The sequence below is a fragment of the Vibrio sp. 10N.261.45.E2 genome (assembly GCF_002875705.1).
Taxonomy (GTDB): domain Bacteria; phylum Pseudomonadota; class Gammaproteobacteria; order Enterobacterales; family Vibrionaceae; genus Vibrio.
On sequence record NZ_MCZZ01000146.1, the window covers coordinates 35,188 to 50,535 of the forward strand.

Sequence of the window (15,348 nt, forward strand, 5' to 3'; positions counted from 1 at the left end):
CAATAAATAATGACAAAAAAGCCAGCAACGTAAATTGCTGGCTTTCACAAGAATCAAACTTTGGATGTTAGAAGATTACTTCTTCTTTGGACGCTGCCAATCCGCAATCTTGCGCTCTTTAGCACGGCTAATAACCAGCTCATTCTCAGAAACGTCACGTGTTACCGTAGAACCAGCACCAACGGTTGCACCATTACCGATCGTAACAGGCGCGATTAATTGGCTATCAGAACCAACAAATACATCGTCGCCAATGATGGTCTTAAACTTATTCGCACCATCGTAGTTACAAGTAATTGCACCGGCACCCACGTTTACACGCTGACCAATTTCAGCATCGCCTAAGTACGTTAGGTGGTTCGCTTTAGAGCCTTCGCCTAATCGAGTGTTTTTCACTTCGACAAAGTTACCTACGTGCGAATGATTACGCATATCAGCGCCAGGACGTAAGCGTGTAAATGGACCAACCGTACAGTCTTCACCTACCGTCGCACCTTCAATTACGCTGTATGGACGAATGATGGTGTTGTCATCAATCTCACAATCTTTCAATACACAACCAGTACCAATAACTACGTTGTCGCCAATGCTTACGCTGCCTTCGATGATAACGTTAGTATCAATCTCAACATCCATACCGCATTGCAGTTCACCACGCAGATCGAAGCGGCTTGGGTCGCGCAGCATTACGCCTTGCTTCAATAGCTTGTCTGCTTGTTCAGCTTGATAAGCGCGCTCTAGGCGAGCCAGTTGAGAGCGATCGTTAACACCTTCCACTTCAATTGGACTCACAGGGTATACCGCTTCTACCGCACGACCTTCATCGTGAGCTGCTGCAATAACGTCAGTCAGGTAGTATTCACCTTGTGCGTTATCGTTACTTAGGCCAGACAACCAACGCTTCAAGTCACCACCAGTCGCTACCATAACGCCAGTGTTGATCTCTTTGATAAGCTTCTGCTCATCCGTTGCATCTTTCTGCTCAACGATAGCCACAACAGGGCCATTACGACGAATGATACGACCGTAGCCCATTGGGTTATCTAACACGACCGTAAGTAGCGCGATGCCACCGTTTGGTTGAGCGTCTAATAGGTTTTCAATGGTTTCAGGTGAGATTAATGGAACATCACCGTATAGCACCAATACTTTTTCATCATCAGCGAAATGTGCAGATGCTTGATCCACAGCGTGGCCAGTACCCAACTGCTCAGCTTGCAATGCCCAGTTTACAGATTCTTCAGCTAAGGTTGCCTTCATCTGCTCACCACCGTGGCCGTAAACCAGGTTGATGTTTTGAGCGCCTAGGCCATTACATGTATCGATAACATGCTTCACCATAGGCTTACCCGCAAGCGTATGCAGAACCTTCGGTGTGTTTGAATACATGCGAGTGCCTTTGCCCGCCGCGAGAATTACCGCGCTAAACTTCATTGTAAACCTATCCAACATTATTTTTATTAAGTAGATATTGTAACCGTTTTTGGCCAAAAAATTAAATCGCAATAACCATTTAACCAGTAGTGATACGTAAAAGAAGTTTTTTGAAGACCTAAAAATGCAAAAAGGCGACCCTTAGGTCGCCTTTATCTCAGAGTCTATAATCTTAAAAAGATTAACGACGCTGTTTTGTCAGTTCGATAACTCGTAACTGAGCAATGGCTTTAGCCAGTTCACCGGCCGCTTGTGCGAAGTCTATGTCGCCATGCTGATTTTGGATATTCTCCACAGCCTTGCGCTTAGCTTCTTCCGCCTTTGCTGCGTCTAGCTCTTCACCACGGATAGCTGTATCAGCCAGTACAGTCGCTGTACCAGGCTGAACTTCTATCATACCACCAGAAACATAAATGATTTCTTCGTGGCCGTGCTGCTTAACAATACGCACCATACCAGGCTTGATAGCGGTCAGCAGTGGAGTATGACCATGGAAAATACCAAGCTCACCCTCACTACCGGTCACCTGAAACGTCTCAACAAGGCCTGAGAAAATTTGTTTCTCTGCGCTTACAACGTCTAGGTGAAAGGTTATTGCTGCCATATCGCCTCCTAGTTAGCCTTATAGCTTCTTAGCATTCTCGATAGCTTCGTCAATTGCACCACAGTACATGAACGCTTGCTCTGGAATGTCATCGTATTCACCAGATAGAAGACCTTGGAAGCCACGTAGAGTCTCTTTAAGAGGTACGTAAACGCCTGGGTCACCTGTAAATACTTCCGCTACGTGGTAAGGCTGAGTTAGGAACTTCTCAATCTTACGAGCACGAGATACAACTTGCTTATCTTCTTCAGATAGCTCGTCCATACCTAGGATAGCAATGATATCTTTCAGCTCTTTATAGCGCTGAAGAGTAGACTGAACGCCACGAGCGATGTCGTAGTGCTCTTGTCCAACTACCAATGGATCCAGTTGACGTGAAGTAGAATCTAGCGGGTCGATCGCTGGGTATAGACCCATAGATGCGATGTTACGGTTAAGTACAACCGTTGCATCCAAGTGAGCGAACGTTGTTGCTGGAGACGGGTCAGTCAAGTCATCCGCTGGTACGTATACCGCCTGTACAGACGTGATAGAACCAGATTTAGTTGACGTGATACGCTCTTGTAGAACACCCATTTCTTCAGCTAGCGTAGGTTGGTAACCTACCGCAGAAGGCATACGACCTAGAAGTGCTGATACTTCAGTACCTGCTAGTGTGTAACGGTAGATGTTATCAACGAACAGTAGAACGTCACGACCTTCGTCACGGAAACGCTCTGCCATTGTTAGACCAGTCAGTGCAACACGTAGACGGTTACCTGGTGGCTCGTTCATCTGACCGTAAACCATCGCTACTTTTGATTCTTCAGGTTTTTCAACGTTTACAACGCCAGCTTCCTGCATCTCAAAGTAGAAATCGTTACCTTCACGAGTACGCTCACCTACACCTGCAAATACAGATAGGCCTGAGTGTTGAAGTGCGATGTTGTTGATAAGTTCCATCATGTTAACGGTCTTACCTACACCAGCACCACCGAATAGACCGATTTTACCACCCTTAGCGAATGGACAAATCAAGTCGATTACTTTAACACCAGTTTCTAGAAGAGCTGTCTCGTTAGACTGCTCTTCGTAGCTTGGAGCTTCACGGTGAATAGCGTAGTGCTCTTCAGCACCGATCTCGCCACACTCATCAATCGCGTCACCTAGGACGTTCATGATACGACCCAATGTCTTAGTACCTACTGGTACTGAGATTGGAGCGCCAGTATTTTCAACTGTCAAACCACGACGTAAACCATCAGAGCTACCCATTACGATTGCGCGAACTACGCCACCGCCAAGTTGTTGCTGAACTTCAAGAACTAGGCGTTCTTGTACTTCATTAACATTCAGAGCGTCGTATACACGAGGTACTTCACCCTGTGGGAACTCTACGTCGACTACCGCACCGATGATCTGTACGATCTTACCTGTAGCCATCGTTAATCCTCTAACTATTTAGTTTTACCTAAGCTTAAACCGCAGCTGCGCCTGAAACGATTTCAGAAAGTTCTTGTGTAATCGCCGCTTGACGCGCTTTGTTATACACAAGTTCTAAGTCATCAATAATGTCACCAGCGTTATCTGTTGCTGATTTCATTGCAATCATTCGAGCCGCTTGCTCACAAGCAAGGTTCTCAACCACACCTTGGTACACTTGAGATTCGACATAGCGAACCAATAGTGCATCTAGTAGTGGTTTTGGCTCGGGCTCATAAATGTAGTCCCAAGAATGACTGCGTTTCATTTCTTCGCTGTCTGATTTAGGCAAAGGAAGTAATTGATCGATCGTTGGTTCTTGAACCATAGTGTTTTCAAACTTGTTGAACACTACGAACAGGCGATCTAATTCGCCTTCATCATATTTCTTCAGCATAACGCTTACAGAGCCAATCAAGTCTTCAAGGCTTGGGCGATCGCCCAGACCAGAAACTTGAGCTGCTACTTTCGCGCCGCTGTTATTGAAAAATGCTGTCGCTTTTGAACCGATAATTGCCAGTTCAACGTCAGCACCTTTCTCAGACCAATCTTTCATATCGTTCATGGCTTTTTTGAACAAGTTAATGTTCAAACCACCACAAAGACCACGGTCTGTAGAAACGATGATGTAACCAACACGTTTGGCTTCACGTTCCTCAAGATAAGGATGCTTATACTCGAGGCTACCATTAGCCAAATGACCGATCACTTTACGCATTGTTTCTGCATATGGACGAGTAGCTTCCATTGCGTCTTGAGAACGACGCATTTTTGAAGCTGCTACCATTTCCATTGCTTTCGTAATCTTCTGTGTGCTTTTAACACTACCGATTTTATTACGTATCTCTTTTGCGCCGGCCATCGTTACTCTCCGTTAATGGTATGAGGTGGCCCTAAGACCACCTACCAATTACCAGGTCTGGGTTGCCTTGAAATCGTCAACAAGCTTCTTCAGCTCAGCTTCGATTTCTTTATTGAAAGCACCCGTTGTGTCGATCTGTGTTGCTAGATCGGCATATTGACCACGAGCAAACGACAGTAAAGCAGCTTCAAAGTCTAGAACTTTAGAAAGTTCAACGTCTTGAAGGTATCCACGCTCTGCAGCGAAGATTACTAGAGCTTGGTCAAATACAGACATAGGAGCGTATTGCTTCTGCTTCATCAGTTCTGTAACTTTTTGACCGTGGTCTAGCTGCTTCTTAGTCGCTTCATCAAGATCCGAAGAAAACTGAGCAAATGCTGCAAGTTCACGGTATTGAGCTAGAGCAGTACGGATACCGCCAGACAGCTTCTTGATGATTTTAGTCTGCGCCGAACCACCTACACGAGAAACTGAGATACCTGGGTCAACAGCTGGACGTACGCCCGCGTTGAATAGCTCAGTTTGTAGGAAGATCTGACCATCAGTAATCGAGATTACGTTCGTTGGTACGAATGCAGATACGTCACCAGCTTGCGTTTCAATGATAGGTAGAGCAGTTAAAGAACCAGTCTTGCCTGTCACTTCGCCGTTAGTGAATTTTTCTACGTATACTTCGCTTACACGAGCAGCACGCTCTAGTAGACGAGAGTGAAGGTAGAAAACATCACCTGGGAACGCTTCACGACCTGGTGGACGCTTAAGTAGTAGCGAGATTTGACGGTAAGCGACAGCTTGCTTAGATAGATCATCATAAACAATCAGTGCATCTTCACCGCGATCACGGAAGTATTCGCCCATCGCACAACCAGCATACGGTGCAAGGTATTGCAGCGCTGCAGATTCAGAAGCCGATGCAACAACAACAACAGTGTTTGCTAGTGCGCCGTGCTCTTCTAGTTTGCGAACTACGTTAGCGATAGTCGACGCTTTTTGGCCGATAGCTACGTAGATAGAGAAAATACCAGAATCTTTTTGGTTAATAATCGCATCGATCGCCATTGCTGTTTTACCAGTCTGACGGTCACCGATTACTAGTTCACGTTGACCACGACCGATAGGGATCATTGAGTCAACTGACTTGTAACCAGTTTGAACAGGTTGATCTACCGATTTACGGTCGATTACACCCGGTGCGATAATTTCTACAGGCGAAGTCAATTTAGCTTCGATTGGACCCTTACCATCAATTGGCTCACCTAGCGTGTTTACAACACGGCCAAGCATTTCAGGACCTACTGGTACTTCTAGAATACGACCAGTACCTGTAACTTTCATGCCTTCCTGTAGGTCAGCATACGGGCCCATTACAACAGCACCAACCGAATCACGGTTCAAGTTTAGTGCTAGAGCGTAACGGCCACCCGGTAGTTCGATCATTTCACCTTGCATCACGTCCGCTAGGCCGTGGATGCTAAGGATGCCATCGCTTACAGAAACGATAGTACCTTCATTGCGAGCTTCACTAACAACGTCGAAAGATTCAATACGTTGTTTAATTAGATCGCTAATTTCAGTGGAATTAAGTTGCATGCTCCAATCCCCATTAAGACTGCAATGCATCGCTCAGGCGGTCTAAACGACTGCGCGCTGAGTTATCGATGACTAGGTCTCCGGCTCGAATAATAACTCCGCTAAGCAGAGTCTCATCTATACTGCAATTCAGCTGAACTTTGCGCGCTAAGCGCTGTTCCAATTTGCTGCTGATCTCTGCGCGTTGTTCTTCAGAAAGTTCTACCGCTGAAGTTACTTCAACGTCGATCTCTTTCTCATACTCTTTTTTGAGTATAAAGAACTCTTTACAAACATCAGGAAAAGCCATTAAGCGGCCATTCTCTGCCATCACTTTAATTAAGTTCTGACCGAATTCATCAAATTGTTCGCCACAAATTACAATGAATATTTCAGCTAATTTTTCAGCAGTCATAGAACCGCTTAATAAATTATGAACATCATCATTTTGTGCCACTTCGGCAGCAAAAGTAAGCATCTGACCCCATTGGTCTAGCTCACCTTTGTCTACCGCAAAGTCAAACGCTGCTTTAGCATAGGGGCGTGCGATTGTAGTCAAATCAGACATATACAGCCCCTTGCTTTAAAGTTTTGCAGTAATGTTGTTAAGAAGATCATCGTGTACATCTTTATCGATTGTACGTTCAAGGATTTTCTCAGCACCAGCTATAGCCAGAGTTGCGACTTGTTTGCGCAGGTCATCACGGGCACGTGTACGCTCTGCTTCAATTTCTGCTTCAGCTTGCGCTAAGATTTTCTGGCGTTCTGCCTGAGCTTCTTCGCGTGCTTCATCAATAATTTGAGCTTTACGTTTGTTTGCCTGATCAATAACCTCAGTTGCAGTGCGCTTTGCTTCTTTCATTTGCTCAGAAGCGTTGGCTTGTGCCAGGTTCAAGTCTTTAGCAGCGCGTTCAGCGGCTACTAGACCGTCAGCAATTTTTTTCTGACGTTCTTCAATTGCTTGCATGATTGGTGGCCATACATATTTCATGCAGAACCAAACAAACAATGAAAAAGCAATTGCTTGACCTAACAGAGTTGCGTTCATATTCACAACAGCTACCCCTCGTTAAGAATCAACTACAAAAATTTAATTAACTATTAAGAGTTAATTAGCCTGCTAGTTGACCAACAAATGGGTTAGCAAACGTGAATAGTAGTGCGATTACGATACCGATCATTGGAACAGCATCCAGTAGACCAGCGATGATGAACATCTTAACTTGTAGCATTGGAGCCATTTCAGGTTGACGCGCAGCGCCTTCTAGGAATTTACCACCAAGAATAGCAAAACCAATTGCAGTACCTACGGCACAAAGACCAACAATAATAGCAACAGCGATTGCTGAAAAACTTAGTACAGTTTCCATTTACGTTCTCCGATTAACATTAATAGTTAGAATAAAGCTTAAAAATTTTTTTTAGTGATCACTATCTTCATGAGCCATTGATAGGTAAACGATTGTCAACATCATGAAAACAAACGCTTGAATCAAAATGACCAAGATATGGAAGATAGCCCAAGGTAGTGCACCTACCCATTGTAAGTACCACGGTAGCATTGCCGCGATAAGAATAAACACCACCTCACCCGCAAACATATTACCAAATAAACGCATACCTAGAGATAGTGGCTTCGCTAGTAACGAAATTACCTCAAGTACCAAGTTAAATGGAATCATGATTGGGTGATTAAATGGATGCAGTGCCAATTCTTTAGCAAATCCGCCTAGACCTTTCACTTTGATGCTGTAGTAGATCATCAGAGCAAAAACACCTAAAGCCATTGCCATTGTTATATTAACATCAGCTGTAGGAACCACTTTCAAGTAAGGGATACCTAGCCAATGCTCTGCAGGATATGGTAAGAAATCGATAGGCACTAAGTCCATCAAGTTCATAATGATAATCCAGCAGAATATAGTCAGTGCTAGTGGGGCAATCAGAGGGTTGCGGCCATGGAAAGTTTCCTTAACGTTGTCGCCAACGAATTCCACTACCATTTCAACAAAACACTGAAGCTTACCAGGTACACCTACTGTTGCTTTCTTAGCGACTGAGCGAAAAACCCAAAGGAATAACATCCCTGTCAACACCGAAAAAAACAGACTGTCTATATGTACGTTCCAGAAACTTGTCTCCTCTACAAGACCAAACTTAGCTAAAGAAAGGTTTTGTAAGTGGTGCTCAATGTATCCGGATGCTGTTGGCGCAGCCATAACTCATCCTATTTTTTATTGTTAATGAAAAGCACTGGCGCAAAGATATTAATACCTAGAACCAGTAAATAGGTCAGTTTGAGGGGAACTAATTCCACCTGCATATACATGTAGACAATAGAGAATAGTAGAACTGTGATAAGGATTTTTAGCGCTTCGCCTGCATAGAACGACGCCGCAACTAACTTAGTTGCGCGAGCTCCACTAAATAGGAAAGCACACACACAAAAAACTGCATTTGCGATGACAAAAATACCGCCACCGATTAATGCAGCAAAACCCCAATCAGGATTAACAGCTAAACCTAACCCTATCGCCACTAATATAACCGCGCTAAGCTCGATCAATAACATTTGCTTTGCAAGCACTCGTCCTGGTCTTGCTAACGCCGCTACCATGTATTCGTTCCTCTTTTAAGCCTTCTTTACTACTCGCTTAAAAGCGTGCTGAGAAATTGGCGAAAATTATACGTTCAGCCAAATTGATTGCAATAACAATGCAGCAATCATTTACATTTTTATATACAAACCTACAACTTTTGTACGAAATTACTTGTTTATTACATAATTGACCTAAATCAATTATCTCATTTAGTACTCTAGTTTAGCAATAAGTTGCTCTAATTTGTGAGGCTCATCAAGAGTAATTGTCACTTTTGACTTACCGCTAACAGAACGAGTAACTGAAACGTTTGCTTGCAATTTTTCCGTGAGTCTTCGTGAAAGTTCGATAGCTTCTGTGTCTTCAGGCTTCGATTCAGCTTCAACGTCTAGTTTTAAGCACTTTTTAACAAGTTGCTCAGTTTGACGAACAGTCATTTTTTTGGTTGCCGCGATGTTTGCTGCTTCAACCTGGGTATCACCTTCGAGCGCAAGCAAGGCTCGAGCATGCCCCATTTCCAATTGTTTATTGGAAACTAAACCTTTTACTTCATTTTCGAGCTGATTTAGACGTAATAAGTTACTTACCGTCGCTCTCGATTTTCCGATCACTTCAGCAACTTGTTGGTGTGTCAGCTCAAATTCGTTCTGTAGGCGCTCTAGCGCTTGTGCTTCTTCGATAACATTCAGGTCTTCACGCTGAATGTTCTCAATCAATGCCATCGCAATTGCGGCCTTGTCTTCAACTCTCTTAATCAGACATGGCACTTGCTTAAGGCCAGCTTGACGAGCCGCTCTCCAACGACGCTCACCAGCAATAATCTCGAACTGGTCATGCGCCAACGGGCGAACGACGATCGGTTGGATAATGCCTTGAGATTGAATCGATGCAGCCAGCTCTTCTAGCGCTTCAGGCGCAATATCCTTACGCGGTTGATATACACCAGGCTTCAAGCAACCAACAGCCAGTTCGATAAGCTCACCATCAGCCGACAACGCCTGACTATGGGAAGCAACTTGCTGTTTTTCACGAGCCAATGAGCTAGTTGCAAGCAATGCATCTAGCCCTTTTCCTAAACCACGCTTAGACATTGAGCGAATTCCTTTGGTTGGACCTATACTGGGACTTCTTCACGACGCAACATTTCGCCAGCAAGAGCAAGATAAGCCTTAGCTCCTGCGGAATATTTGTCGTAGTACATTGCTGGCTTGCCGTGACTCGGGGCTTCTGCCAGACGTACATTTCTAGGGATCACAGTTCGGTAGACTTTGCTACCAAAGTGTTTTTTGAGTTGATCAGATACTTCGTTCGATAAGCGGTTACGAGGATCGTACATGGTACGCAGAAGACCTTCGATCTTCAGATTCTCGTTTACAACTGCCGCTAGCTTACTGATGGTATCCATCAATGCAGTCAAACCTTCCAAAGCAAAATATTCACATTGCATCGGAACCAATACGGAATCGGCCGCAGCCATCGCGTTGATTGTAAGAAGGTTTAATGAGGGTGGGCAATCAATAAAGATGAAATCATAGTTATTGCGAATGGATTCGAGTGCGTTTTTTAAACGAACTTCACGAGCAAACACTTCCATCAACTTGATTTCTGCCGCAGTAACATCACCGTTCGCGGCGATGAGGTCATAATTGCCAGATGTACTCCGACAAACTACCTCATCAAATGGGGTGTCTTCAACCAACAAATCGTAAGCAGTTGCTTCAACTTGATATTTGTCGACACCGCTCGCCATAGTGGCATTACCTTGAGGATCGAGGTCAACAACTAATATCTTGCGTTTTGTTGCCGCCATTGATGCTGCTAAATTAATGCAAGTTGTTGTTTTTCCTACGCCACCTTTTTGGTTGGCAATTGCTACGATTCTACCCACTATGGCCTCGCTGATTATCCCTGACGCGATAAAGTAACTAGATGACGCTCTCCATCAAGCTCTGGCACTTGCAAAGCTTTAATGTCTGTCACTGAACACCATTCAGGTAACAGGTCGATTTCGTCTCTAGGATGTTGTCCCTTAAGAGCCAAAAATACACCGGATTGCTCTTTAGGTAAATGGTGACACCACTCTACCATGTCTGTCATTGACGCAAATGCACGACTGAGCACTGCATCAAACTTTTCTTCTGGTTGAAATTCTTCAACGCGACTTTGAACCGGTACCACGTTGTCGATACCCAGCTCATGAATCACTTGCTTGATAAAACGAATACGCTTACCTAGGCTGTCTAGCAAGTAAAACTCGCAGTCTGGATTCATGATTGAGAGCGGAATCCCAGGAAGACCCGGTCCCGTGCCAACATCAATAAAGCGCTTACCTTGTAAGTGAGTGCTAACAATGATGCTATCTAAGATATGTTTCACCATCATTTCTAGTGGGTCACGAACTGACGTTAGGTTATAGGCTTTGTTCCACTTGTTCAGTAACTCAACGTAGCCAACCAGTTGGCCACGTTGTTTTTCAGATACTTCAAGTTCAGTCTGGCCAATCAGGTGATCCAGTTTTTCGCGTAATGCGCTCATTATGCTTCCTCACCCTTTTTCAACAGGCCATGTTTTTTCAAGTAAACCAACAAAATTGAGATTGCTGCAGGTGTGATACCTGAGATTCGCGAAGCAATACCAATTGAGTCAGGCTTAGCGGTCGTTAGTTTAAGAACCACTTCGTTAGAAAGCCCTTTTACCTTGCTGTAATCAATATCAGCAGGCAGTTTGGTGTTTTCATGACGCAGTGATTTTTCAATTTCGTCTTGTTGACGCTGGATGTAACCATCGTACTTCACTTGGATCTCAACTTGCTCAGACGCTTGTTGATCTTCCAGTGCAGGACCAAAACGATCCAATGCGGTTAGCTGTGAATAAGTCATTTCAGGGCGACGAAGAAGATCTTCACCGCTCGCTTCACGAGACATTGGTGTTTTCAGAATTTGGTTCAGTTGATCAATATCTTCAGATTTTGGATTAATCCAGGTCTCTTTCAGACGTTGACGTTCTTTCTCCATGTTTTCCATCTTTTCGTTGAAACGAGCCCAACGAGCATCGTCAACCAGGCCAAGTTCACGCGACTTCTCAGTCAAGCGAATATCGGCGTTGTCTTCACGAAGTAGCAGACGGTATTCCGCACGAGACGTAAACATGCGGTAAGGTTCTTTGGTTCCCATGGTCGATAGGTCGTCAATAAGCACACCCATGTAAGCTTGGTCACGACGCGGGCTCCAGCCTTCTTTGCCTTGAGTAAACAAACTTGCATTTAGACCCGCCATCAAGCCTTGCGCAGCCGCTTCTTCGTAGCCAGTGGTACCGTTGATTTGACCCGCGAAGAATAGACCTTTAATAAACTTAGTTTCGTAAGTCAGCTTAAGGTCTCGAGGATCAAAGAAATCGTATTCAATCGCATAGCCAGGGCGAACGATATGAGCATTTTCAAAGCCCTTCATCGAACGAACAATTTGAACCTGTACATCAAACGGTAGACTGGTAGATATACCATTCGGGTATAACTCATGAGTCGTTAGACCTTCAGGTTCAATAAAAATTTGGTGACTGTTTTTATCAGCAAAACGCATCACTTTGTCTTCAATCGAAGGACAGTAGCGAGGGCCAATACCTTCAATTACACCCGCGTACATTGGGCTGCGATCAAGGTTAGCGCGAATCACATCATGCGTATTTTCATTTGTATGCGTGATGTAACATGGAATTTGACGAGGTTGTTGAGCTCGGTTACCCATGAACGAGAAAACAGGCGTCGGGTTATCCCCGTGCTGAATCTCAAGTTCAGAAAAATCAACACTGCGCGCATCGATACGAGGAGGTGTACCTGTTTTCAGGCGATCAACTCGGAATGGAAGATCACGAAGACGGTCAGCCAGTGCGATCGATGGTGGATCGCCAGCACGGCCGCCAGAAGAACTTTCCATACCAATATGGATCTTTCCGCCTAGGAATGTGCCCACAGTTAGGACCACAGCGCTTGCACGGAACTTAAGCCCCATTTGCGTTACCACACCCACCACTTGATCTTGTTCAACGATCAAATCATCAACCGATTGTTGGAACAAAGTTAGGTTTGGTGTGTTTTCAAGAGCGTTGCGAACAAAGGCTTTGTAAAGTGCGCGGTCAGCTTGTGCACGAGTCGCACGAACTGCAGGGCCTTTTGATGCGTTCAATGTTCTGAACTGAATACCTGCATGATCAATAGCTTGCGCCATTAATCCACCCATTGCATCGACCTCTTTTACCAAGTGGCCCTTACCGATCCCGCCAATGGCAGGGTTACAAGACATTTGTCCTAATGTATCGATATTATGAGTAAGTAATAACGTACTTTGACCAGTACGTGCAGATGCGAGTGCGGCTTCCGTTCCTGCATGGCCACCACCAACAACGATGACGTCAAATTTTTCGTGATAAAGCATGAACCGACCTCAGGTATTCAAACGTTTTCTAGATTGATAAAAAGGAGCGATATTCTACCTGTTTTCATAGCCTGAGAAAACGTTTTTGGGATTTTTCGAAAAAGCGTTTTTTAATTAATATAGATAAGATCTTTAAGGAGATCTTTTATTAGATCTATTATTAGGATCGAAGGTGTCTGTGGATAAGTCGAAAATGATCAACGAGATCATGGATCTTTTTTGGATCAAATGGTGTGATCTAACTTTGATCAGGATGAGGATTAGCTGGGATCAAAATGGCTACTTATTCACAGGGGAGAATTAGCCTAAAACTTGTTATTTGGATAACTATAGGTTAATCACCGTATATGTATGATCTTATCCACAAAGAAAATTGAAAATAGATCGCTAATTTTCAATGTTTTTTCGAAAAAGTTATTCACAACGGCGATGTTCAGAGGCAAAAAAAGCGGCATAAGCCGCTTTTTTAGAGAAGGGAGAGGTTAGAATTGGTCGTTATGATCGTTAAACCACGCTTCTGCTGCGTCTTCTGGAACCGGAGTTTCCAATACATCGATGGTAAAACAGTCAGAAATAGGCAGAGCACCGAGTTCTTTCATCTGGTTGTGGACTGATTTACCCGCCAAACAGAAGGTATCGTAACTTGAATCTCCAAGCGCCACGACAGCAAAACGAACCTGGCTTAAATCTGGAGATTGCTGGGTTAATGCGTCGATAAACGGCTTAATATTATCTGGAAATTCACCAGCACCATGAGTTGAAGTCACAAGCAGCCAAAAGCCTTGTTGGGGAATATCATCGTACTCAGGCTGATTGTGAAGGGTTATCTCATGACCTTGCTCTTCAAGAAGATCATTGAGGTGGTCGCCAACGTATTCTGCGCCACCTAAGGTGCTGCCCGTAATAATGTGGATCATTAAGCTGTCCTTACAAAGAAAAAAGGCCAGCATGAGCCGGCCTTTAAAGGTTATTTACCAATACAGAATGAAGAGAAGATGCGACCTAAAAGATCATCGGAACTGAACTCACCGGTGATCTCATTGAGGTGTTGTTGGGTAATACGAAGCTCTTCCGCTAAGATCTCACCCGCCATGTAGCCTTCAAGCTGTTGTTGACCGATATCTAGGTGCTCAGATGCACGTTCTAGGGCATCTAAGTGACGACGACGCGCCATAAAGCCGCCTTCATGACCACCAGCAAAGCCCATACAATCTTTTAGATGGCTACGCAGAGCATCAACACCTTGGCCTGTTTTTGCTGACAAGCGAATGAGGGTTGGATCGTTCACATGACAAATCCCCAGCTCTTCACTGGTTTGATCCGCTTTATTACGAATTACCGTCATACCGATGTTATCCGGTAGACGATCAACGAAATCTGGCCAGATATCTTTCGGGTCTGTGGCGTCTGTTGTTGTGCCATCGACCATAAATAAAACTCGGTCAGCTTGAGCAATTTCTTCCCAAGCACGTTCAATACCGATTTTTTCTACTTCATCAGAAGCATCACGCAGACCTGCAGTGTCAATAATGTGCAGTGGCATACCGTCAATATGGATATGTTCACGCAGTACATCACGCGTGGTACCAGCAATATCAGTCACAATTGCAGACTCTTTACCTGACAGTGCATTCAATAGGCTCGATTTACCCGCATTTGGGCGACCTGCAATCACGACCTTCATACCTTCGCGCATGATGGCGCCTTGGTTAGCTTCTTGGCGTACAGCTTCGAGGTTATCGATGATAGCTTGTAAGTCAGCACTTACTTTACCGTCAGCAAGGAAATCAATTTCTTCTTCAGGGAAGTCGATAGCGGCTTCAACATAGATGCGTAGATGAATCAGTGAATCCACCAACGTATTAATGCGCTTAGAGAATTCACCTTGTAGCGATTGAAGTGCCGATTTCGCCGCTTCTTCCGAGCTGGCATCAATTAAGTCAGCAATTGCTTCTGCTTGAGTTAAATCCATCTTGTCGTTCAAGAACGCACGTTCTGAAAACTCACCTGGACGCGCAGCACGTACGCCAGAAATAGCAAGGATGCGTTTGATGAGCATATCCATCACTACCGGGCCGCCGTGGCCTTGCAGCTCTAACACGTCTTCGCCAGTAAACGAATTTGGGTTAGGGAAGTAAAGCGCGATACCTTGGTCGAGTTCGATGCCATCTTGAGATTTAAACGGAAGGTACTCAGCGTAGCGAGGCTTAAGTGTTTTTCCTGTTACTTCTAGGGCAACCTGAGTCGCCAGTGGGCCTGAAACGCGGATAATACCAACGCCACCGCGGCCGGGCGCAGTCGCTTGAGCAACAATCGTATCTGTAGTCATAGTTGTGCCTGCTAGCATGTGAAAGCCAAAACGGGGCGTTCACGATTAATCAATTAGCT

The 15,348-nt window shown here is 44.6% G+C and carries 16 protein-coding genes; all 16 read right to left on the reverse strand.

The window, feature by feature from the left end; all coding sequences use genetic code 11:
* Positions 1–75: 75 nt before the first annotated feature.
* Positions 76–1,434, reverse strand: coding sequence for a bifunctional UDP-N-acetylglucosamine diphosphorylase/glucosamine-1-phosphate N-acetyltransferase GlmU (glmU, locus tag BCT34_RS19105; protein ID WP_076654333.1), 1,359 nt, complete (start codon positions 1,432–1,434; stop codon positions 76–78).
* Positions 1,435–1,615: 181 nt separating this feature from the next.
* Complete coding sequence (locus BCT34_RS19110; RefSeq protein ID WP_076654332.1) at positions 1,616–2,038, reverse strand: F0F1 ATP synthase subunit epsilon; 423 nt, start codon at positions 2,036–2,038, stop codon at positions 1,616–1,618.
* An 18-nt stretch (positions 2,039–2,056) separates the two neighbouring features.
* Complete coding sequence (atpD, locus tag BCT34_RS19115) at positions 2,057–3,460, reverse strand: F0F1 ATP synthase subunit beta (protein ID WP_019825544.1); 1,404 nt, start codon at positions 3,458–3,460, stop codon at positions 2,057–2,059.
* Positions 3,461–3,494: 34 nt separating this feature from the next.
* On the reverse strand, positions 3,495–4,361 hold the full coding sequence (gene atpG, locus BCT34_RS19120; protein ID WP_076654331.1) for a F0F1 ATP synthase subunit gamma: 867 nt from the start codon (positions 4,359–4,361) through the stop codon (positions 3,495–3,497).
* A 48-nt stretch (positions 4,362–4,409) separates the two neighbouring features.
* Positions 4,410–5,951 (reverse strand): F0F1 ATP synthase subunit alpha, encoded by a 1,542-nt coding sequence (gene atpA / locus BCT34_RS19125; protein ID WP_076654330.1) that lies wholly within the window; start codon positions 5,949–5,951, stop codon positions 4,410–4,412.
* A 13-nt stretch (positions 5,952–5,964) separates the two neighbouring features.
* Positions 5,965–6,498: a F0F1 ATP synthase subunit delta gene (gene atpH / locus BCT34_RS19130; RefSeq protein WP_076654329.1), complete on the reverse strand. Its 534-nt coding sequence runs from the start codon at positions 6,496–6,498 to the stop codon at positions 5,965–5,967.
* A 15-nt stretch (positions 6,499–6,513) separates the two neighbouring features.
* Positions 6,514–6,984 (reverse strand): F0F1 ATP synthase subunit B, encoded by a 471-nt coding sequence (atpF, locus tag BCT34_RS19135; RefSeq protein ID WP_010433231.1) that lies wholly within the window; start codon positions 6,982–6,984, stop codon positions 6,514–6,516.
* Between the two features lie 58 nt (positions 6,985–7,042).
* Positions 7,043–7,300, reverse strand: a complete 258-nt coding sequence (gene atpE / locus BCT34_RS19140) for a F0F1 ATP synthase subunit C (RefSeq protein ID WP_004411110.1) — start codon at positions 7,298–7,300, stop codon at positions 7,043–7,045.
* A 51-nt stretch (positions 7,301–7,351) separates the two neighbouring features.
* Positions 7,352–8,149: a F0F1 ATP synthase subunit A gene (gene atpB, locus BCT34_RS19145; RefSeq protein WP_009848124.1), complete on the reverse strand. Its 798-nt coding sequence runs from the start codon at positions 8,147–8,149 to the stop codon at positions 7,352–7,354.
* Positions 8,150–8,157: 8 nt separating this feature from the next.
* Entirely contained in the window at positions 8,158–8,547 is a 390-nt protein-coding gene (locus BCT34_RS19150) for a F0F1 ATP synthase subunit I (RefSeq protein WP_017058798.1), read from the reverse strand.
* Positions 8,548–8,739: 192 nt separating this feature from the next.
* Positions 8,740–9,621, reverse strand: a complete 882-nt coding sequence (locus BCT34_RS19155) for a ParB/RepB/Spo0J family partition protein (protein WP_076654328.1) — start codon at positions 9,619–9,621, stop codon at positions 8,740–8,742.
* Positions 9,622–9,644: 23 nt separating this feature from the next.
* The gene (locus BCT34_RS19160; protein WP_019825554.1) at positions 9,645–10,418 is read right to left on the reverse strand and encodes a ParA family protein; all 774 of its coding nucleotides are present in this window, start codon (positions 10,416–10,418) and stop codon (positions 9,645–9,647) included.
* 14 nt (positions 10,419–10,432) lie between these two features.
* Positions 10,433–11,065: a 16S rRNA (guanine(527)-N(7))-methyltransferase RsmG gene (gene rsmG / locus BCT34_RS19165; protein WP_076654327.1), complete on the reverse strand. Its 633-nt coding sequence runs from the start codon at positions 11,063–11,065 to the stop codon at positions 10,433–10,435.
* Positions 11,065–12,960 carry a tRNA uridine-5-carboxymethylaminomethyl(34) synthesis enzyme MnmG gene (gene mnmG, locus BCT34_RS19170; protein WP_076654326.1) on the reverse strand — a complete coding sequence of 632 codons (1,896 nt, stop codon included), beginning with the start codon at positions 12,958–12,960 and terminating at the stop codon, positions 11,065–11,067. The genes rsmG and mnmG overlap by 1 nt, the downstream gene beginning before the upstream one ends.
* 482 nt (positions 12,961–13,442) lie before the next feature.
* Complete coding sequence (gene mioC / locus BCT34_RS19180; RefSeq protein WP_076654324.1) at positions 13,443–13,877, reverse strand: FMN-binding protein MioC; 435 nt, start codon at positions 13,875–13,877, stop codon at positions 13,443–13,445.
* Between the two features lie 50 nt (positions 13,878–13,927).
* The gene (mnmE, locus tag BCT34_RS19185; RefSeq protein ID WP_076654361.1) at positions 13,928–15,289 is read right to left on the reverse strand and encodes a tRNA uridine-5-carboxymethylaminomethyl(34) synthesis GTPase MnmE; all 1,362 of its coding nucleotides are present in this window, start codon (positions 15,287–15,289) and stop codon (positions 13,928–13,930) included.
* Positions 15,290–15,348: the final 59 nt, after the last annotated feature.

Excerpts from the sequence above, each read along its gene's own strand:
- glmU (WP_076654333.1), bottom strand. The coding sequence starts at position 1,434 with ATGAAGTTTAGCGCGGTAATTCTCGCGGCGGGCAAAGGCACTCGCATG.
- BCT34_RS19110 (WP_076654332.1), bottom strand. The coding sequence starts at position 2,038 with ATGGCAGCAATAACCTTTCACCTAGACGTTGTAAGCGCAGAGAAACAA.
- atpD (WP_019825544.1), bottom strand. The coding sequence starts at position 3,460 with ATGGCTACAGGTAAGATCGTACAGATCATCGGTGCGGTAGTCGACGTA.
- atpG (WP_076654331.1), bottom strand. The coding sequence starts at position 4,361 with ATGGCCGGCGCAAAAGAGATACGTAATAAAATCGGTAGTGTTAAAAGC.
- atpA (WP_076654330.1), bottom strand. The coding sequence starts at position 5,951 with ATGCAACTTAATTCCACTGAAATTAGCGATCTAATTAAACAACGTATT.
- atpH (WP_076654329.1), bottom strand. The coding sequence starts at position 6,498 with ATGTCTGATTTGACTACAATCGCACGCCCCTATGCTAAAGCAGCGTTT.
- atpE (WP_004411110.1), bottom strand. The coding sequence starts at position 7,300 with ATGGAAACTGTACTAAGTTTTTCAGCAATCGCTGTTGCTATTATTGTT.
- atpB (WP_009848124.1), bottom strand. The coding sequence starts at position 8,149 with ATGGCTGCGCCAACAGCATCCGGATACATTGAGCACCACTTACAAAAC.
- BCT34_RS19150 (WP_017058798.1), bottom strand. The coding sequence starts at position 8,547 with ATGGTAGCGGCGTTAGCAAGACCAGGACGAGTGCTTGCAAAGCAAATG.
- BCT34_RS19155 (WP_076654328.1), bottom strand. The coding sequence starts at position 9,621 with ATGTCTAAGCGTGGTTTAGGAAAAGGGCTAGATGCATTGCTTGCAACT.
- rsmG (WP_076654327.1), bottom strand. The coding sequence starts at position 11,065 with ATGAGCGCATTACGCGAAAAACTGGATCACCTGATTGGCCAGACTGAA.
- mnmG (WP_076654326.1), bottom strand. The coding sequence starts at position 12,960 with ATGCTTTATCACGAAAAATTTGACGTCATCGTTGTTGGTGGTGGCCAT.
- mioC (WP_076654324.1), bottom strand. The coding sequence starts at position 13,877 with ATGATCCACATTATTACGGGCAGCACCTTAGGTGGCGCAGAATACGTT.
- mnmE (WP_076654361.1), bottom strand. The coding sequence starts at position 15,289 with ATGACTACAGATACGATTGTTGCTCAAGCGACTGCGCCCGGCCGCGGT.